General features: G+C 36.4%; 20 protein-coding genes and 1 other annotated feature. Of the genes, 3 read left to right on the top strand and 17 right to left on the bottom strand.

Annotated elements, in window-relative coordinates:
• Positions 1-9 precede the first annotated feature (9 nt).
• Genes ABDZ63_RS07870 through smc form a run of 3 tightly spaced genes read right to left on the bottom strand, consistent with a single transcriptional unit; the run spans position 10 to position 4,982 of the window.
• A complete protein-coding gene (locus tag ABDZ63_RS07870; RefSeq protein WP_343782898.1) occupies positions 10-336 on the bottom strand; it encodes a putative DNA-binding protein in 327 nt (108 codons plus the stop codon).
• A 47-nt stretch (positions 337-383) separates the two neighbouring features.
• Positions 384-1,379: a signal recognition particle-docking protein FtsY gene (ftsY, locus tag ABDZ63_RS07865; RefSeq protein ID WP_343782897.1), complete on the bottom strand. Its 996-nt coding sequence runs from the start codon at positions 1,377-1,379 to the stop codon at positions 384-386.
• A 33-nt stretch (positions 1,380-1,412) separates the two neighbouring features.
• Entirely contained in the window at positions 1,413-4,982 is a 3,570-nt protein-coding gene (smc, locus tag ABDZ63_RS07860; protein ID WP_343782896.1) for a chromosome segregation protein SMC, read from the bottom strand.
• Positions 4,983-5,155: 173 nt separating this feature from the next.
• On the opposite strand from smc, the gene ABDZ63_RS07855 reads away from it, so the two are divergent.
• Positions 5,156-5,380, top strand: coding sequence for a DUF1128 domain-containing protein (locus tag ABDZ63_RS07855; RefSeq protein ID WP_343782895.1), 225 nt, complete (start codon positions 5,156-5,158; stop codon positions 5,378-5,380).
• A 53-nt stretch (positions 5,381-5,433) separates the two neighbouring features.
• On the opposite strand, the gene rnc is transcribed toward ABDZ63_RS07855, so the two are convergent.
• From rnc to sdaAB, 9 genes are all read right to left on the bottom strand, one after another.
• Complete coding sequence (gene rnc, locus ABDZ63_RS07850) at positions 5,434-6,117, bottom strand: ribonuclease III (protein WP_343782894.1); 684 nt, start codon at positions 6,115-6,117, stop codon at positions 5,434-5,436.
• A 178-nt stretch (positions 6,118-6,295) separates the two neighbouring features.
• Positions 6,296-6,529: an acyl carrier protein gene (locus ABDZ63_RS07845; RefSeq protein WP_343782893.1), complete on the bottom strand. Its 234-nt coding sequence runs from the start codon at positions 6,527-6,529 to the stop codon at positions 6,296-6,298.
• A gap of 35 nt (positions 6,530-6,564) precedes the next feature.
• The gene (gene fabG, locus ABDZ63_RS07840) at positions 6,565-7,305 is read right to left on the bottom strand and encodes a 3-oxoacyl-[acyl-carrier-protein] reductase (RefSeq protein WP_343782892.1); all 741 of its coding nucleotides are present in this window, start codon (positions 7,303-7,305) and stop codon (positions 6,565-6,567) included.
• The gene (gene fabD, locus ABDZ63_RS07835) at positions 7,305-8,249 is read right to left on the bottom strand and encodes an ACP S-malonyltransferase (RefSeq protein ID WP_343782891.1); all 945 of its coding nucleotides are present in this window, start codon (positions 8,247-8,249) and stop codon (positions 7,305-7,307) included. Before fabD ends, fabG begins: the two co-directional genes overlap by 1 nt.
• Positions 8,242-9,255: a phosphate acyltransferase PlsX gene (plsX, locus tag ABDZ63_RS07830; RefSeq protein WP_343782890.1), complete on the bottom strand. Its 1,014-nt coding sequence runs from the start codon at positions 9,253-9,255 to the stop codon at positions 8,242-8,244. The genes fabD and plsX overlap by 8 nt, the downstream gene beginning before the upstream one ends.
• 15 nt (positions 9,256-9,270) lie before the next feature.
• Positions 9,271-9,834 carry a transcription factor FapR gene (gene fapR, locus ABDZ63_RS07825; protein ID WP_343782889.1) on the bottom strand — a complete coding sequence of 188 codons (564 nt, stop codon included), beginning with the start codon at positions 9,832-9,834 and terminating at the stop codon, positions 9,271-9,273.
• Between the two features lie 70 nt (positions 9,835-9,904).
• Entirely contained in the window at positions 9,905-11,941 is a 2,037-nt protein-coding gene (gene recG / locus ABDZ63_RS07820; protein ID WP_343782888.1) for an ATP-dependent DNA helicase RecG, read from the bottom strand.
• A 6-nt stretch (positions 11,942-11,947) separates the two neighbouring features.
• Positions 11,948-12,832 (bottom strand): L-serine ammonia-lyase, iron-sulfur-dependent, subunit alpha, encoded by an 885-nt coding sequence (gene sdaAA / locus ABDZ63_RS07815; RefSeq protein WP_343783192.1) that lies wholly within the window; start codon positions 12,830-12,832, stop codon positions 11,948-11,950.
• 21 nt (positions 12,833-12,853) lie between these two features.
• Positions 12,854-13,516, bottom strand: coding sequence for an L-serine ammonia-lyase, iron-sulfur-dependent subunit beta (sdaAB, locus tag ABDZ63_RS07810; protein WP_343782887.1), 663 nt, complete (start codon positions 13,514-13,516; stop codon positions 12,854-12,856).
• A gap of 186 nt (positions 13,517-13,702) precedes the next feature.
• Here sdaAB and ABDZ63_RS07805 point away from each other — a divergent pair, with 186 nt between their 5' ends.
• On the top strand, positions 13,703-14,965 hold the full coding sequence (locus ABDZ63_RS07805) for an NCS2 family permease (RefSeq protein ID WP_343782886.1): 1,263 nt from the start codon (positions 13,703-13,705) through the stop codon (positions 14,963-14,965).
• 103 nt (positions 14,966-15,068) lie between these two features.
• Here ABDZ63_RS07805 and ABDZ63_RS07800 read toward each other — a convergent pair whose 3' ends face one another.
• The 3 genes from ABDZ63_RS07800 to ABDZ63_RS07790 form a co-directional block, all read right to left on the bottom strand.
• On the bottom strand, positions 15,069-16,304 hold the full coding sequence (locus ABDZ63_RS07800) for an MFS transporter (protein ID WP_343782884.1): 1,236 nt from the start codon (positions 16,302-16,304) through the stop codon (positions 15,069-15,071).
• A 66-nt stretch (positions 16,305-16,370) separates the two neighbouring features.
• Positions 16,371-16,624: a binding site (T-box leader), on the bottom strand.
• Between the two features lie 150 nt (positions 16,625-16,774).
• Complete coding sequence (locus ABDZ63_RS07795; RefSeq protein WP_343782883.1) at positions 16,775-18,439, bottom strand: DAK2 domain-containing protein; 1,665 nt, start codon at positions 18,437-18,439, stop codon at positions 16,775-16,777.
• 31 nt (positions 18,440-18,470) lie between these two features.
• Positions 18,471-18,830, bottom strand: a complete 360-nt coding sequence (locus ABDZ63_RS07790) for an Asp23/Gls24 family envelope stress response protein (protein ID WP_343782882.1) — start codon at positions 18,828-18,830, stop codon at positions 18,471-18,473.
• A 303-nt stretch (positions 18,831-19,133) separates the two neighbouring features.
• On the opposite strand from ABDZ63_RS07790, the gene rpmB reads away from it, so the two are divergent.
• Positions 19,134-19,322: a 50S ribosomal protein L28 gene (gene rpmB / locus ABDZ63_RS07785; protein ID WP_017186334.1), complete on the top strand. Its 189-nt coding sequence runs from the start codon at positions 19,134-19,136 to the stop codon at positions 19,320-19,322.
• Between the two features lie 75 nt (positions 19,323-19,397).
• Here rpmB and spoVM read toward each other — a convergent pair whose 3' ends face one another.
• Positions 19,398-19,478 carry a stage V sporulation protein SpoVM gene (gene spoVM, locus ABDZ63_RS15835; protein WP_425541967.1) on the bottom strand — a complete coding sequence of 27 codons (81 nt, stop codon included), beginning with the start codon at positions 19,476-19,478 and terminating at the stop codon, positions 19,398-19,400.
• 43 nt (positions 19,479-19,521) lie between these two features.
• Positions 19,522-20,169, bottom strand: coding sequence for a thiamine diphosphokinase (locus tag ABDZ63_RS07780; RefSeq protein WP_343782881.1), 648 nt, complete (start codon positions 20,167-20,169; stop codon positions 19,522-19,524).
• Positions 20,170-20,173: the final 4 nt, after the last annotated feature.

Genomic DNA, 20,173 nt, shown 5'->3' with positions numbered 1-20,173 from the left:
ACCGTCCCCCTAATCTAGGTTTTCCAATTGTTCTAATAATACCTTTGTGTCTTCTAATTGATGGTTTGACAGTTTTTGCTTCATGTCTTGAATGATCTTGTTTCGCTTGTCAAAACGTTCATAGAGTCCTAGCTGAGATTCATATTCCTCAAGCATTGCCTCTGTACGTCTAATATTATCATAAACGGCCTGCCGACTAACATCATAAGTTTCGGAAATTTCACCTAAGGAATAATCTTCTAAGTAATATAATTCCATGTAACTTTTTTGTTTATCGGTTAATAGCTCTTGATAAAAATCAAATAAATAATTAATTCGCGTTGTTTTTTCAAGCATGGCTTAAAACTCCTTACCACATGTGAAAACAATGTGAGTATTTACTCTTATTCTTGCTCTGTTCGATTCATTAAATCACCAAACAAACCATACACAAATTGGTGAGCATTAAATGGTTGTAAATCCGTTATTTGCTCTCCTAAACCAACATATTTAACAGGAATGTTCATTTCATTACGAATAGCTAAAACTATTCCTCCACGTGCTGTACCATCCAATTTAGTTAGCACGATACCTGAAACATCAGTTGCTTCCTTAAAAGTTTTAGCCTGACTTAGGGCATTTTGTCCAGTTGTTGCATCTAAGACAAGTAATGTTTCGTGAGGGGCTTCTGGTATTTCTCGCTCAATTACTTTTCGAACCTTTGTTAGTTCTTTCATTAAGTTGACCTTATTTTGTAGTCGCCCTGCTGTATCACATAGTAATACATCAGCCCCACGTGACTTCGCCGCTTGAATGCCATCATAGATCACCGCTGCAGGGTCACTTCCTTCACTATGCTTAATAACATCTACACCTGCACGTTCACCCCATACATCTAACTGATTAATAGCACCTGCTCTAAACGTATCCCCAGCAGCTAGTACAACTGATTGACCATCTTGTTTGAATTGGTGAGCTAACTTTCCGATTGTCGTTGTTTTACCAACACCATTAACTCCAACGATCAAGATGACAGAAAGCCCGTCTTTTTGTAAGTTTAAAGCCTCTACAGACTCTTCATCATCACCGTAGTATATTTCAACTAACTTCTCAGAAATCACTTCTTTAACTTCTTCTGTATCTTGGATATTTCGACGCTTCACTTCCATTTCTAACTCTTCAATTAATTTCATGACCGTCTCTACACCAACATCAGCAGAAATTAAAATCTCCTCAAGTTCTTCAAAGAATTCTTCATCAACTTTACGGTATTTTGCTACTAAATCATTTACTTTAGAAGTAAAGGAATCACGCGTTTTAGTTAATCCGTCTTTAAATTTATCTGTTACTTGGTCTGTTTGTTTACTGACTTTATCTTTAAGCTTTTTAAAGAAACTCATAAATCGTCTTCCTTTCCTAGATTAAATCTTAAGTTAATTGTATATCATCTCTTCTGTTTCTTCTAATCTAACTGATACTAACTTCGATACACCTGATTCTTGCATCGTAACACCATATAAGACATCAGCATATTCCATTGTCCCTTTACGGTGTGTAATTACAATGAATTGTGTTTGAGCTGAAAAATGCTTTAAGTAACCAGCAAACCTGACGACATTCGCTTCGTCTAAGGCCGCTTCTACTTCATCTAATACACAAAAAGGTACTGGCCTTACACGTAAAATGGCAAATAAAAGCGCAATCGCTGTTAAAGCACGCTCTCCACCTGATAATAATCCTAACTGTTGTAGCTTTTTACCTGGTGGTTGTGCAATAATATCGACACCTGTTTCAAGTAGGTCATCTGGATTGGTTAACTTTAATTCAGCATGTCCACCACCAAAGAGTTCTACAAACACTTTTGAGAATTCTTCTTGGATCTTATAAAATGTTTCGCTAAACTTACGAATCATTTCCTCATCCATTTCATCTATAATTGAATGGAGTGTTTCTTTCGCTTCTAATAGATCATTACGCTGCTCTGTTAAGAATGTATAACGTTCTTGTACACGTTCATATTCTTCTATAGAACCTAAATTAACATGCCCTAATGCTTTAATTTCATGTTTAATTTTAGCTACTTGGTCTTTGGCTTGGCTAAGATCTTCAGCTGGGCCATAAAGCTCCTTAGCTCTTTCAAACGTCATCGAATATTCATCACTTAACTGCTTGAGTCTATTTTCAAGGTCTACATCTAATCTGTTAGCTTGTACTTCTTGTTTTTGTAATTGACTATTCTTCTCTTCATATAGTCGATTCTTTTCTTTCACTTCACGCTCTAGGTCTTCTTGAAGTTGCATTTCGCTTTCTCGTTTTTCACGAGCTTCTTCTAATTGTGTGTTCACTTTAACTAACTGATTCCGGTGATTTTGTAATGTTTCTGAAAGACCTTCTACCGTATGCGATTTTTCATGTGATTCATTTAAATCTTTTAACTCAGTTTCCAATTGTTCTTTGACTTTAGTTTCTTCATTTAAATCTTCTTTTAGCTGAGTTAGTCGCTCTTCTTGATTTCTAACATCACTTTCTTGTTCTGCTAATCTAATTTGTAAGTGATTAAGCTGTTCTTGTTGTTCTTCTTGTCGAGCTTTATAAGTCGATTGGTTTTGAGTTAAATCATCAATTTTTTGTTTTAAATCATTAGACTGTTCACTCTGTTTAGCTAATGTTTCTTCTAATTGTGTTAATTGATGATTAAGCATGTCACCGTCTTGTTCAAATTGTTTATTCTCTTGGTCATAAACTTCTAGTTGTTTATTTATATTAGAAAACTGTATTTCTAACGATTGCATTTCTTGATCAACTTTATAATTCTGTGATTGAACTTCAGACAACTGTTGCTCCAAGGAATAAAGCTGTGTTTGTAAATCTTCTAACTCAACGCGTTTAGTATCTAAATCTTTTTTGAATTGACTTGTTTTCATTTCATAGTTTGACAACTTCTCATTTACATCTTCTAGTTCTTGTTCTCTTGTAAAGAGAGAGACTTGGTTACTATTCTTTTTAGCTCCACCACTCATAGAACCACCTGGGTTAACAACATCACCCTCTAATGTAACGATTCGGTAGCGATGATTGACTTTCTTTGCTATGACATTGGCATGTTCTAATGTTTTCGAAACGATCACATTACCTAATAAATTCTCAGCAATGTTACGATATGATTCATCAAATTCTACTAGCTCTGAACCAAGGCCAACAAATCCTTCTAACTGCTGGAGTGTTGTATAAAAACGCTCATCAAGTAACCTAGATTTTATCGTCGATTGCGGTAATAAAGTAGCGCGACCACTTTTAGATTGTTTTAGAAATTGAATGGCATGACGGGCGTCTTTCTCAGTTGAGACAACTAAATGCTGCGCTTGAGCTCCTAATGCTGTTTCCATTGCTGTAACATAGTCTTGTGGAACTTGAATGATTTGGGCTACTGCACCATGAATCCCATTTAATTGACCACTTTCTTTTGCTTGCAAAATAGCTTTAACGCCATAATAAAAGCCACTGTAAGACTCTTTCATGTCTTCAAGCATTTCTTTCTTTGAGCGTAATTGTTCAATGATTCGGTAAGCCTGATTTAGCTTTTCTTCATCGCTAGAAATCGTAGACTGATGTTCTGTTAAAGTCGCTTCAAGTTGTTCATATGATTGCTTAATTGCATCCAACTGCTCATTAATTTTAGTTTTTTGCTCTTGATTCTGATCATAAGAGCTTTGTAATTCTTCACGTTCTTTAAGCATTTGTTCAAATCGTTCATCCAGTCGCTTTTTACGATCAGTAATTTGTTCAATTTGCTTTTGGATCGAGTGCTTTTCATTACGACTAGCTGCTTGTTCATTAAGTAAGTCTATATATTCGGCTTTATTTTGTTCGATCGTTTCTTCAATATTGCCTTCACTTGAGGCCATTTTATCCTTACTTGATTGAATTTGTTGCTTTGTTTCATCACGAGCAGATTGAAGTACAGATAGACGCGCTTCATAATCTTCAATATCTAATTTTTGTTGATCAACTTGGTCTTGATGAGTCTGAATGCTATTTTCCAGTTTATCTTTACTTTCATCGTAATGCTTTAGTCGTTCAGCAAGGACATTTTTTTGCCCTTCTAATTGTTCAATTTCTTTCGTTAAATAAAGCTTCTCATCCTGCCATTTACTAATTTGTTGCTCTAAGGAATAAATGATCTGACGTTTTTCCTCTAAATTGGCTTCATCTTGCTGGATGATTGTCTTCTCAGCTGTTAACTCTTTATTTAATTGATCTATCGATTTTAATAGTTGGTCCCAATCAGCATAGATCGCTTCAATTTCAGCAACAAGTAAAGAGACTTCTTCTTCTTCAAGTTGCTTTCGCATTTCTAAGTATTGCTTTGCTGTTTCTGCTTGTTTCTCTAAAGGTTCAATCTGACCTTCTATCTCATGAATAATGTCTTCAACACGACTTAAATTATCTTTCGTTTCATTTAATTTCTTTTGCGCATTGAGCTTACGTTTTTTATATTTTAATACTCCAGCCGCTTCTTCAAAAATACTGCGGCGTTCTTCTGATTTTGATGATAAAATTTCTTCGACTTTACCTTGGCTAATAATGGAAAACGCTTCTTTCCCTAAGCCTGAATCCATAAATAGATCTGTAATATCTTTTAATCGGCAAGGTTGTTTATTAATGAGATAATCACTATCTCCAGAACGATATACTCGCCTTGTTACGGCTACCTCATCATATTCAATTGGCAGCTTTTGATCACGATTATCTAGCACTAATGTAACATCTGCAACATTTAACCCTTTACGTGTGTCACTACCAGAAAAAATAACGTCTTCCATCTTTGCCCCTCTTAGAGATTTAGCGGATTGCTCACCTAAAACCCAACGAATAGCATCTGTTATATTTGATTTTCCACTTCCATTAGGGCCTACTACAGCCGTTACACCAGGAACGAAATCTACAGAGACTCGTTCAGCAAACGACTTAAACCCTACCGTCTCTAGCTTTTTTAGAAACATATCTTTAAACACCTACTTATTAAATGCTACAATTTATTTCTAAGCAAAATTTCTGTTGTTCAATGACAATTTAACGCTAATATGTAATAATAAACTTAACATTTCAACCTATATATTTTATCATAAAATAAGAGTTCACAGAAGGATTCAAAATAGGAATAGGAGTGAGATTCATGAATTTGAACGAACCAAGTTATGAGAATTTAGAATATATTATTGAAGAACTAGCTAAGCAATTGCAAATATTAAACGCGTCCGTTTTAAAACCTGAAGATTATGACTTAGACCATTATCATGATATTAAAGACATTTATGACATGTTAAATGCCCAAGGACAGGTTAGTGTTGCTGAAATTAACGCCATTATTTCCGAGTTGAAAAAATACCGTAAACAATAGGAAATACCCCAGTTAGAAAAGGAATGCTTACTAACTGGGGATTCTATAACACACTATGGTTTTGACACTTCTTTTAACCCTTCTTTAGCTGCTTCTTGTTCAGCTTCTTTTTTGGACTTACCAATGCCAGTACCAATTTTTGTTCCGTTTAACGAAACTGAGGCAACAAACTGCCTGTTATGATCTGGTCCAATCTCATCAATAATTTTATAACTAACGGATTGATGGTCTTTTTGAACTAACTCTTGTAGCTTACTTTTATAATCCATCACATGCGAAAAAGCACCTGGTTCGATACTAGGGAATACATACTCTTGAAGAAATGCTAATGCTTTCTTGAAACCTTGGTCTAAGTAAATTGCTCCCATGAGTCCCTCAAATGCATCAGCTAAAATAGCTGGACGTTCTCGGCCTCCTGAGGCTTCTTCTCCTTTTCCTAATAACAGATACTCACCTAAGTTCAGAGTTCGACTAAATTGTTCTAGTGAAGGTTCACATACTATATTTGCCCGAAATTTAGTCAATTCACCTTCACTCATATCAGGATAGTGTCGAAATAAATGTTGAGAAACAGCTAGTTCTAACACCGCATCACCTAAGAACTCTAAACGTTCATTATCTTCAAGTCCAGCATCCCGATGCTCATTCACATATGATGTATGCATAAAAGCTTGCTTTAATAATTGGTCATTATTAAATTGAATATTATATTTTTGTTGAAACTGTTTAAAATCCATAACTCCCACCTTTTCTACATATCTCTGTTAAAGTCTGTTGTTGGTCATCACAATTGAACAGCGCAGTTAATTAATTACTTAACTCACCATACATCTTAACAGAGGCTTCTACAAACACCCTCACTATAAGATCATAGAAAACGAGGATGACTTTATGCTGTCATCCCCTTTTAATTATTTACTGGTTGCTGTTTATGTAATTAACAGCATCACCTACTGTATTAATTTTCTCTGCATCTTCATCAGAAATTTCCATATCAAACTCATCTTCAAGTTCCATAACTAGTTCAACAACATCCAATGAGTCTGCCTCAAGGTCATCTTTAAATGATGCACCTTCTGTTACTTTTGATTCATCAACATCTAAACGTTCAACGATAATGTTTTTAACACGATCTAAAACGTCTGCCATGTCGTTCACCTCCTTTCAAAGCGATATTAATTATATTACATTACCATACCGCCGTCTACATGAATCGTTTGTCCTGTCATGTAATTAGCATCATCTGAGGCTAAGAAGCGGACAACTTTAGCGACATCTTCTGGCTCACCTAGACGATCTAATGGTATTAAATCATACATTTGTTGTTTAGCTTCATCTGATAGTTCATCTGTCATGTCTGTTGCAATAAAACCAGGAGCAACAGCATTAACATTGACATGACGTGGTGCTAATTCTTTCGCAACGGTTTTCGTCATACCAATTACACCTGCTTTAGCAGCTACATAGTTTACTTGTCCAGGATTACCTGTTACACCGACAATGGAAGCAACGTTAATAATTTTACCCTTGCGCTGCTTCATCATTTGACGCGTGACCCCTTTAACACAATTAAACACACCTTTTAAATTCGTATCAATTACTTCGTCAAATTCATCTTCTTTCATACGCATTAACAAATTATCACGCGTAATTCCAGCGTTATTCACTAAAATGTCTAATGAACCAAATTGATCAATGGTCTGTTTAATTAAATCTTTAACTTCATCAGCTTCAGATACGTTAGCTTGAATAGCAATCGCATCTTGCCCTAATTGTTTAATTTCATCCACAACTGCTAAAGCCTTATTTTTACTACCTGCATAGTTAACAACGACATTGGCACCTTGTTTTGCTAATTCAAGGGCAATGGCTTTACCTATACCACGTGATGCGCCTGTTACAAGAGCTGCTTTCCCTTCTAACATTATGATTCCTCCTTAGCCCATTTAATAAACTCATTTAATTGCTCAACATCTTGTATGTTGAATACTTTTGCCGGGCGGTGTACTTTCTTTACAAGTCCAGCTAATACTTTCCCATGCCCGATTTCTACAAATGCATCAACACCCTCTTCAACCATATTTTCTAACGTTTTTGTAAATTGAACAGGTGAATATAGTTGCTCTACTAATAATTGTTTAATTTGATCTTCTGTATGTACTGGCTTAGCAGTAACGTTAGCATAAACAGGTACTTGTGCCTTATTAATATTCATGTCATTTAATACTGTTTCAAACTGAGCGCTTGCCGGTTTCATTAATTGAGAATGGAATGGCCCGCTCACATTTAAAGGTAAGGCGCGTTTAGCACCGGATTCTTTAAGCTTCTCAACTGCTTCATTAACCCCTTCAACAGTTCCTGAAATTACAGTCTGCCCTGGGCAATTATAATTAGCAACATTTACAGTTGAACCATTACTCGTTATTTCTTGTGTAATGTTTATAATTGTTTCATCGTCCAAACCTAATACAGCAGCCATCGTCCCTTGATTAGCTGGGACCGCTTCTTCCATTAACTTTCCACGTTCGTGAACTGCTTTAATGGCATCTTCAAAAGATAACGCCCCTGCTGCATAGAGTGCACTATATTCTCCTAAGCTATGCCCAGCAACCATTGATGGCTCTATACCTGCTTTTTTAATCTGCTCAAAAATAGCGACACTATTTAATAACAAGGCAGGTTGTGCATTTTCAGTTTTTGTTAAGTCTTCTTCTGGGCCATTTAACATTAAATCAGATAATGAATAACCTAATACATCATTCGCTTTCTCAAACAAATCGCGTACTTCTTGATGCTCATCAAAAAACGTTTGGCCCATGCCAACTGCTTGAGAACCTTGTCCTGGAAATAGAAAAGCAAACTTACTCATCATTGGACTCCTTTCCGTTTTCCATCTTTTCGACGTCTTTTTGGATTAATTTCACAACGTCTTTTTCAACGAAATCATATGTTTGTTTGATCGCACTAAAAATGGCACGACCATTTGAAGAACCATGAGCTTTAATGACAGGTGCAGCTAAACCAAACAACCCCGCCCCGCCGTACTCGGAATAATCTAATTGGTTTTTAATTCCACGCATATCTGACTTAACTACTGCGGCAGCTAGTTTTGTTTTCATATTTTGTGTAAATGTATCTTTTATCATTGAAAACATTGATAAAGCTGTTCCCTCAATTGACTTTAAAGCAATGTTACCTGAGAAGCCATCAGTCACGACGACATCTGCTACACCATCTAATAAATCACGTGCTTCTACATTACCAATAAAATTAATTGGAGCATCAGACATTAGTTCGTATGCTTTTTTCGTTAATTCTGTACCTTTTTGACTCTCTGTTCCTACATTGAGGAGTCCAACTTTAGGGTTTTCAATATTTCGTACATTTTCAACGTAAACTGAACCCATAATGGCATATTGTAATAAATGTTGCGGTTTTGCTTCAACGTTAGCACCGACATCTAATAGTAGAAACCCTTTGCCATCAATAGTTGGTAAAGTTGGGCTTAAGGCTGGTCTTTCTATTCCTTTAATACGACCAACTTTAAACAATCCAGTACTCATTAGAGCACCTGTGTTTCCAGCTGAAATACACGCATCAGCATCTTTATTTTTAACAGCTTCTGCCATTAAAACCATAGACGCGTTCTTCTTTTTACGAACGACTTTAACTGGCTCATCATCATTTTCAATTTGTTCAGTTGTGTGATGAATACTAACCCTTTCATCATAATCCCCTAATAAAGGCTTAATTTGCTCCTCATCACCAAATAACGTAATTGTTAAATCTTTAAAGTGGTCAATAGCTAGTTTAGCCCCTTCAACTACTGCATCAGGGGCGTGATCTCCGCCCATAGCATCTATTGCAATTCTCATAAACTTAAGCTCCTTTTATTCATCTGTTGATCTAAACATATGAAAGCGCCCGAAAAAGACAAGTTCGTTTCCAACATAGCTTGACACCTCAACAATGGTACGCTCCTTATCATCAACACCTTTAACATAAGCCTTAGCTATAACACGTTCATGTAACTTTACAGGTCTTGTAAAACGGATTTCAGAATTTGCTGTTAAGGCTAATTCATCATCAATAACAGCTACTGCAAGAGAGTTAGCTTGTGCAAATAAATGATGACCCCTTGCGATTTGATTTCGTGAAAAGACGTGTTCTTCACTAATATCAAGTATTGAGATGGCTGAATGATCTAGTTCAAGGTTAATCACTTCGCCAATTACTTCTTCTAACGGAAGGGCTTTAACTGTTTCGTCCCATTGTTTTTGTGCTACATCTTTAATCCGTTCACGTAATTCTGGAATCGATCGCTCTAGTCGGTCCAGACGAATGGTTTGAATACTTACACCAAATTTCGTTGCTAAATCTTCATCTGTTATAAAAGGGGTATCTTCTATTAGTTTCACGAGTTGTTCTTGTCTTTCCTTCTTTTTTCTTTTCATTCAGTCCACCATCCGTTTTATGACTAGGTCCTAATAGTAATATATAATACGTTGCCCTAATATGCAATCATTAATCAAAAATTCGCTCTTGAATTAATGGGTCTGATTCAATCAATGACTTAATTCGAGCATATTCTGAGTCCTCTTCTAGCTTTCTATCATTCATCACATTAACTGCATCTTGGCGAGCGACTTCTAATGCTCTGTAATCATCGACAATGTTTGCCACCTTAAACTCTGGTAAGCCACTTTGACGTTTACCAAAGAAGTCACCTGGTCCTCTTATTTGAAGATCATGTTCTGATAATTCAAAGCCATCTGTCGTTTCAGTCATAACGCGCATTCGTTCTTTTCCATTTTCACTTTTAGGATCAGCGAGTAAGATGCAATAACTTTGCTCACTACCACGTCCAACTCGACCTCGCAATTGGTGAAGTTGAGCTAGCCCAAACCGTTCAGCATCATAAATAACCATTGTTGTTGCATTAGGGACGTTAACACCCACTTCAATTACCGTAGTTGAAACAAGTAATTGAACTTCATTTTCAGCAAATTGACGCATTAATTCCTCTTTTTCTTGAGCTGACAGACGACCGTGCATTAACCCTACTTTAATCGATTCGGGCATTATGTCATTTAATTCTTCAAAGACATCAACTGCATTTTGAATATCTAGTTGGTCAGATTCTTCAATTAAAGGACAAATCACATATGCCTGATGACCTTTGTTTATTTGTTCAATTAGAAACTGATGAATCCGTTCGATCATATTTTCTTTCACCCAATACGTTTCAACAGGTAAACGCCCCTTTGGCATTTCGTCAATAACCGATACATCCATATCACCGAAAGAAGTGATTGATAAAGTTCGTGGAATCGGAGTGGCCGTCATAAACAGTACATCCGGTGTTAGTCCTTTGTCACGTAACGTTTTTCGTTGCGAGACACCAAAGCGATGTTGCTCATCAATAATGACTAAGCCTAATTGGTTAAACAGTGTATCATCTTGAATTAATGCATGTGTTCCTACTAGCAAGTCAATCTCACCATTTTCTAAACGCGTTAATATATCCTGACGTTTCTTACCCTTAATAGACCCGGTTAACAATGCGACCTTAAGCTTATCACCCAGTAATTCGTTTAAAGATTCTTCATGTTGTTCTGCTAGTATTTCCGTAGGCACCATTAAAGCACCTTGTTGTCCTGATAAAGCTGTTGTATATAAAGCAATAGCAGCAATAACCGTTTTACCAGATCCTACATCACCTTGCAGGAGGCGGTTCATACGACTAGCACTTTTCAAATCATCCATAATCTCTTTTAATACACGTTTTTGACTACTTGTCAGTTCAAACGGAAGTCGACTAACGAAATCTTTCAGTTGATCTTGGTCATATTCTTTATGTGTACCAATCGATTGCGCTTTATTTTCTCGCCTAATATATTGCATTTTTAATTGAAATAAAAACAACTCTTCGTAAATAAATCGCCTTCTAGCATGCTTCAAGCGAGCTTTCGATGAAGGTTGATGGAGCTCTTTAATAGCGGTCTGTCTTTGTGGAATTTTGTAATTATGTAGGTATTTCTCCGGTAATATCTCATCAACTTCTTCTAAAGAGGATTTTAGGGCGTAGTTGATTAACTTTTTAACTTGACCAAGTGTCAACTTGCCCTTTGTATGGTAGACAGGCTCAATTGAATTCGCCTCTTCAAATGACTGACGATGAAATTTATGAACCGTCATTTGTAACCTATGCATATCCCACTTACCAGTTAAGGTCACAGTTTGTCCGACTTGTAATTGATCTTTTAAAAAGGCTTGATTAAAAAAAACTGCTTTTACTGCAACAACACCAACTTGAATCGTGCAATTTAAACGTGATTTTTTCTTGCCGTAAAACGATACATTCGGCTCGGACACTACTTCCCCTTGGATTGTAGCGACTTCTTCATGGGCAATTTCTTCTAACGGTTTTAATTCTAAAAAGTCATAACGAAAAGGAAAGTGGAAGAGTAAATCTCCCACTTTCGTAATGTCTAGCATAGCTAGCTGTTCCTCAGTTTTGTCACCGACACTAGGTATCTGATTAACCGGTTCGTTTAACACAAGCGATCACTCACTTCCCATAGCAGGTCCGAATACTTTCTTAGCCAATTCCCTTCCAGTAGGTGTTGCGGCTAATCCGCCTTCTGCTGTTTCTTTAAGTGCTGGTGACATACTTTCACCAATTCTAAACATCGCACCGATTACTTCATCAGTTGGAATCGTACTCGTTACGCCTGCCAATGCTAAATCAGCAGAAACAATAGCTTGAGAAGAACCCATTGCATTACGTTTTACACAAGGGACTTCTACTAAACCAGCTACTGGGTCGCATACTAAACCTAACATGTTCTTAAGTGTAATCGACATCGCCTCAGCTGATTGTTGCGGTGTACCCCCAGCTAATTCAACTGCAGCAGCACTTGCCATACCAGCAGCTGAACCAACCTCTGCTTGACAGCCTCCTGCAGCACCAGAGATTGATGCGTTATTGGCGACTACTTGACCGAATGCACCAGATGTAAATAAAAAGCGAATCATCTGATCTCTAGTTGGATTTAAACGAGGTTTAAGTCCAAATAAAACACCCGGAACACACCCTGCACTACCAGCAGTTGGTGTTGCACAAATCGTTCCCATCGCTGCATTTACTTCGTTTGTAGCAACTGCTTTACTAACAACATCTAATAATAGGTTACCTGATAGTGTCTCTTGTTCAGCCATATACTTTTGAACCAATACAGCATCTCCACCTGTTAATCCTGAGCGAGATTTAACACCTTCCAATCCATCCTCAACAGATTTCTCCATAATATCTAAATTACGTCCCATTTCAGCTACGATTTCTTCACGCGGTTTACCTGTCTCTTCTACTTCTTGTCTGATCATCACTTCTGAAATTGGAACCTCTAATGTCTCTGCCTGTTTAACTAGTTCACTCACATGTTTAAACATCATATGCTTTCACTCCTTCCCTTACTCCGAGATTGTCACTACTTGCAATATATTTTCACAGTTATTCAATTCATCCATCACATAATCTGGTATTCTTTCATCCGTTTCGATAATCATCATCGCTTCTTTTCCTTCTTCTTTTCTAGCAACTTCCATATGTCCAATATTAATCTCATTACCTGCTAGAACACTTGTTACAGAAGCTATTGCACCAAAACGGTCATTGTGCATAACTAAAATAGCTGGAGACTGGCCGGAAAGACGAAGTTCAAAGCCATTTAATTCTGTAATTTCTGCCTTACCTCCGCCAATCGAAATACCTACTAATTCAAACTCGCCATCTTCATCTCCCATTTCAATACGCGCTGTATTAGGGTGTTCAGAAGCGCCATCCTCTTCAATAAATTCTATATTAACATTTGCTTCCTCTGCTAAATTTAACGCATCTTTTATTCGTTCATCATAGGTATCAAAACCTAAAATGCCACCAACTAAAGCGACATCTGTACCATGGCCTTGATAAGTTTTAGCGAAAGAGCCATATAAATGAATTTTCGCCCAGTCTGGTTGACGCCCAAACAATTCACGCGCCATCTTACCAATGCGTGCAGCACCAGCTGTATGTGAACTTGAAGGGCCAATCATAACTGGACCAATAATATCAAAAACCGATCTAAATTTCATAACGGACACACTCCTTTGTTATCCTTAAGTCTATCACTATTTTATCGTTAAACGCTTAAAATTCCAACACTTATTCAACGTTTACTGTTTAGTTTTGTTTGATTATCTGAACGATTGTGATTATAATATGCTTTGGGTTTTAAGAACTCGGGTGGGCGAGGGCTTACAATTAAAGAAGGAGTAATCATGAAAAATTGGCCTAACAATCGTTGGTTAAGCGAGGTCATTGCCGGTTTAATTGGTTATTTAACAACCGTTTATATCGTCGTTGTTAATAGTGCGATATTAAGTGATGCTGGTATAAGCCCTGAAGATGCTATGATTGCAACGATCCTAGCAAGTACAGTAGGTTGTATTCTAGTCGGTATTTGGGCTAGGGTACCAATCATTATCATACCAGGAATGGGAGTCAATGCATTATTCGCATACTCAATTGTACTACAGTACGATTTCACTTATGAACAAGGATTAGGTGTTGTTGTTGTAGCCAGTTTAATCTTTTTAATTACGGCTATCACTCCACTTGGTGACCAGTTCAAAAAAGCGATTCCCGATGCTTTAAAGCATGGCATTACGATCGGTTTAGGTTTATTCCTCGTATTAATCGGCTTAGAAAATGGTGGGTTAATTGTCAGTGGTGACTATTCCATTATTTCTTTAGGAGATTTCTCTTCTCCTTATGTAGTCGTAAGCTTACTTTCTTTACTAGTCGGTGTCATTTTATTTGTTAAAAATGTCCCCGCTAACTTTTTGATCACAATGGTGATTGGAACGTTAATTGCTTATGGATTTGGTGTATTAGACACTGACCAAACAACAATTACAGCTGAAAGTATAGCTAACTTCATGGTATTACCAACATTTGACCATATATTTGGTTTAACATTTTGGATCGCTGTCTTACCATTATCCATCGTACTCATCTTTGAAAGCATGGGTTTATTACATGGACAATTGGACATGCTTAATCGCCACCAAGCTTTCCACAAAGCGAACAAAAGTAGTGCTCTTGCTGCAACTTTTAGTGGCTTTTTCGGTACTTCACCGACAATTCCTGCAGCAGAAACCGCTGCTGTTATTGCTGCAAAGGCACGAACTGGGCTCACAAGCGTTGTAATTGGTATATTGTTTTTAGGAACCTTTTTCTTAATTCCTTATATTTCACTTATACCAGCAAACGCTATTAGCCCTATTCTAATCATAGTGGGTGTCTTAATGATGCAAAACATTAAGCACATTAAAGTGGACGATCTAACAGAAGCATTTCCAACATTTTTGATTATGTTTATGATTCCTTTTACGTACAGCATTGCTGATGGAATGGCGTTTGGTTTCATAGCCTATCCAATTGTTAAAATTGTAGCAGGTAGAAAAGATGAAGTAACACCACTATTAATCATCATTTCTAGCTTATTTTTACTCGAATTCTTAATTAAAGGTTTCGTTTAAATAAAACCTCTCCAGTTAAGGGTCAACACACCCTGTCTGGAGAGGTTTTATTATATCCAATCCATCACACCAGAATTACACTAAGCTTTATTAGAGCTTATATTTAAGGGTTAACAGATGACTGGAATATAATTTCTTTAGAAGGAAGTAAACTTACAACTAATAAAAACACAGATATTATTAACATGAATATAACACCTAATTGGACAGCACTCTCAACAGAAACTAATTGAGCAACCAACCCTAAAATACCAGTTAAGATGATAATAAGTAATGCCTCTACCAAGCTAAATATACTCCTTATTCTCCCCATCATTTCAACTGGTATATTATTTTGATAAAATGTAAGAAACCCTGTATTAGCAAAAGCAATGAAAAATGCTAATGTGAAAAATCCAATGGCTGCAAAAATAAATGTATTTGAAAATGCGTAGATCATATAACCTATTGATACAAACAAAGTGCCTAAACCTATTAAATATGAAATCTTTACACTATTGACGGTTATATAATTTATGAATGCCCCCACCACGATGCCTGCACCAGCAATAGATACTAAAAAGCCATATTCACTATCTCTTAGTGACAAAACCTCCGTCGCAAAAGCAGCTTCAAGAGAATCAACCGCACTTGCCATTATGACCATAATACAACTAAACAATAAATAAATGACCATCACTGAAGTCTGTACCCGCGCAAAATGAATCACACTTTCCCAATCAGCTTTAATAACTTTAAACGATAGTTTATTCAATGGTTGAAATGTTGAAGATTTCTTCTCAACATTGGGCATAAAGAATGTAATTAACCCTGAAACTAACAAAGCAATTGCATTTGTGTAAATCGCTAACATAGGTGAGCCAATAAGAAACAAAGTCCCACTTATCGCAGGTCCAGTTAAAAATGCGCCTGAAGTAATTAGACTATACAGAGAATTAAACCTTTTCCTTTTTTGTTTTGGAATTAATTTTGTTACATAAGTCATGGAAGTAGGTTCAAATATAGAACTAGCCATATTTATTAAAAATACAATTAAATAAATCAATACTAGAGAAGTCACTAAAGGTAATATGAAAATAATAATTGCTCTAAATATATCTAGGAAAATCATCAAATATTTTTTGTTTAAGCGGTCTACAAACGTTCCAGCCCAGAAATTCGTAAATAATGTGGCCAATGGTTTTATCATATACAAAGCGGATACCGCTAAAGGTGAACCCGTCATTTCTAAAACAATTAAATTTAGAGCAATAAAATATATCCATTCACCTACATTTGACACACCGACTCCTATTAATAAAATTGAAGGGTACTTCCAAGTAGCAAAACGGTTTTTCAATGCTGACACTCCCTCTCCAGTAATCACTTATATAAATAAAAAAATCTCGCCCTCAAGACCTTAAGTCTTGAGGACGAGATTATCGATACCATAAGTCGTGGTGCCACCTCAGTTTGTTAATATGTCACCATATTAACCTAAAAAAGTACAAGCATACTTCGGCTCTATAACAGGAGCACCTGTCACACTATCATTTATTCAAATCCAGCATGAAACTCCGAGACTTGTTTTCAATGGAAATATACATACTCCTTTTTCAGCAAACCAGAGTTCTCTGTAATGAATTGATTTCATTTACTTTCTCTCATCATCGTATAATTATATAATTTTAATTATATTACCATTATTCTGAAATTAAAGCAAGCGGCACAATTTTACGTTAACAAATATTGTAGAGCCTCTTTTTATGTCATAAAAAGAAGAACCCAGACTCCCTGAGTTCTTCCTTAATGGTTATGATATATAAATAATTACTCTACAGAAAAGATATAAGAATAGATTGGTTGATTCCCTTTATGAACTTCTACTTCAATCTCTTCAAAATGTTCTTCGATATATTTTTCAATTTGTTCTACTTCTTCATCAGTGCCTTCTTCTCCTTGAAGGATCGTTACAATTTCATCTTCTTCATCTTCAACTAGGTTGTTTAATAATTCGTTAATCGCATCCATCTTATCAGGATTAACCGCTTTAATAGCACCATCTAAAATACCCATAAAGTTACCTTCTTCAATTTCACGGCCATCAATTTGAGTATCACGAACTGCATACGTTACTTGTCCTGTTTTAACAAACTGCATCGCTTCAGACATTGCTTCTTGGTTATCTTCTAGTGAAGCATCAAAATTCAATGCCAACATAGCGCTCATACCTTGAGGAACAGTCTTTGTCGGAACCACTTTCACTTTCGCATCTGTTAAATCTCCAGCTTGTTCAGCTGCCATAACAATGTTTTTATTATTTGGTAATACTAAAACATTGTCAGCATTTGCCTTATTAACAGCCTCTACAATATCCTGTGTGCTTGGATTCATTGTTTGACCGCCTTCGATTACAATTGATGCACCTAGACTTTCAAACATCTCTTTAATACCATCACCCATACCAACTGTTACTACAGCTAATGATTGACGTTTAGTTGGAGCTTCTTCTTTCTTCTGTTCGCCAACAATTGATGTGTGTTGTTCACGCATGTTTTCAATTTTAATATTAATTAGGCTACCGTACTTTTGGCCTAATGTCATTACTTCACCAGGATATTCAGCATGGATGTGCACTTTTACTACTTCATCATCAGCTACAACAAGCAATGAGTCACCGTGCTCGCTTAAGTCTTGACGGTATTGTTCTTCATCAAATGGATTGTCATTTATTTTATCTTCTTCAAACCGAACCATAAATTCAGTACAGTAACCAAATTCAATTTCTGCAGTCTCCATAAAATCTTGGTGCATTTTATGGTGCTCAGCATTTACTAACTCATCTAATGAAGGTAGAGAGCTAGCTTCAGGTACTTCTTCACCTTTTAATGAAGCTAAAAATCCTTCATAAACTGTAACTAAACCTTGTCCACCACTATCAACTACACCTACTTCTTTTAAAACAGGAAGTAAGTCTGGTGTACGTTCCAATGAAGCTTTCGACTCTTTTAACACTTGTTCAAAAAATGATATTAAATCTTCTTCTGACTCCGCTACTTCTACACTCTTTTTAGCTGCATCCTTCGCAACGGTTAAAACAGTACCTTCTACTGGCTTCATAACTGCCTTATAAGCCGTTTCGACACCTGCCTCTAAAGCGTCTGCTAAGTCACGGGTCGTTAGAGTTTCTTTGTCTTTAACGCTTTTTGAAAAGCCTCGAAATAATTGGGACAAAATCACACCTGAATTACCCCTTGCTCCCATTAACAAACCTTTCGCTAATGCACTTGCAACTTCTCCAACATGATTGTCTGTAACTTTCTCAACTTCTGTTGCACCAGAAGTCATCGTTAAATTCATATTCGTACCCGTATCACCATCTGGAACAGGGAATACATTTAAAGAATCAATCATTTGAGATTGGTTTGATAAATGATTAGCACCTAATAATATCATCTGTGCGAATTTCTCACCATTTAATGTATGATTAGACACACTATTTTCCTCCTTCGTCCACAACAATCATCTATGTAGTCACTCGAACACCGTGAATATAAATATTTACGGATACAACATCTAGTCCTACCATTCGTTTTAAGGCATATTTCACTTGATTTTGGACATTGTGAGCTACTTCTGACACCTTAGTTCCGTAACTAACAATGATGTACATATCAATATTCAGCTCACCATCATCTTGTCTCACAACAACTCCTTTAGTGAAGTTCTCTTTGCCTAAGATCTCTGATAAGCCGTCTTTAAACTGCTTTTTTGAAGCCATACCAACTATACCATAGCATTCCATAGCTGCGCCACCAGCAATTGTAGAAATAACTTCCTTGGAAACTGTTACCTGACCATAACTATTTTGAAATTCAATTGACATATCCATCCTCCTCGGTTCGTGACAATGACTATGGCTATTTTACTACAACCTGTTTCATTTTAAAAGGTTACTGATTCATCAAAAATGTGTCAAGTGAATAAACTTGATAAAGCGAAACTTCTATCTTAGGAGTATTCATCACCCTTCTCCCATGGTTAGTGGTACTGAATAGGTCATTGGCATCCGTTAAGCTCATGTGGGTCTTACCATGGCAAACTGACCATTCAATCGTTGAAATCCGTTTAACCATGTGGTAAAGTAGATAAAGTGATTTAAAAGAAGATAATGCAGGAGGGATTTTAAATGGCTCGTAAATGCCAAGTAACAGGACGTAAAACGTCAACTGGTAACCATCGCTCACACGCGATGAATGCCAATAAACGTAAATGGAAATCAAACGTACAAAAGGTGCGTATCATGGTAGATGGTAAACCACAAAAAGTTTATGTTTCTGCACGTGCATTAAAATCTGGTAAAGTTCAACGCGTATAATGCGCTTTAGAACACGTAAAAAGGGCTGAAGCTTAAAGATTTTGAATACTTTAAGCCAGCCCTTTTTACGTCAACCTAATCCTTCTTAATGAGTCCCATCATTGTTCTAACGATACCTCCTAAAAACCTAGGAAGCTTAAACGTATAAAATTTCATCTTCCCCCTCCTATACCAACACGATTGCATTAATGAATCATAGTTAATCACGACTCTTTACAACTATTAATATGCCTTCAGTGAATAAATAAGTACCGATTTTTTCGTTCCATTGATTAGAAACGGTTAAAGATGAACCACTCATAACAGTCGTATCGTCTAATTCGTAGAGAAAACCTTTTAAAGATAAATTGTGTACTGATTCACTAATCGGGAGGAAAGATACATATTGAAAGCGATCATCTCGCTTTAATTGATAATGTCCTGGTTTTTTTAACGTTATTTCATTTTGGTTATTACAAATCCACGCTTCTATCCCACTTTCGTTAAATTTCTTTAATAACATAATATTAATCCACTCATGATCTTTACGACCACCTGTTGCGCCAAATATATAAACTTGATCTGGATTTAACTCAATAGCCATTTGGATTGCCAACTCTAAATCCGTATCATCTTTATCAGTGGGATGTTTTTCAATTTGACTTGCTTTTGATTCAATCATTTTAAATTCTTTATTATCTACTGAATCAAAGTCACCAACCGCCAAATCAAAATTGCCTAAAATTTGGCTTAAGATGTACGCGCCGAAATCAACACCAACCCACATGTTAATATCCTTATAATGATCTAAAGGCGGCAAGTCCACTTGAGGACCTCCCGCCACTATACCAATGACTTTCACCTTCATCACC

This window comes from Alkalibacillus silvisoli (assembly GCF_039521975.1).
Taxonomy (GTDB): domain Bacteria; phylum Bacillota; class Bacilli; order Bacillales; family Alkalibacillaceae; genus Alkalibacillus; species Alkalibacillus silvisoli.
The sequence above is the reverse complement of the archived record's forward strand: the minus strand, read 5'-3'. Positions and strand labels throughout refer to the sequence as shown.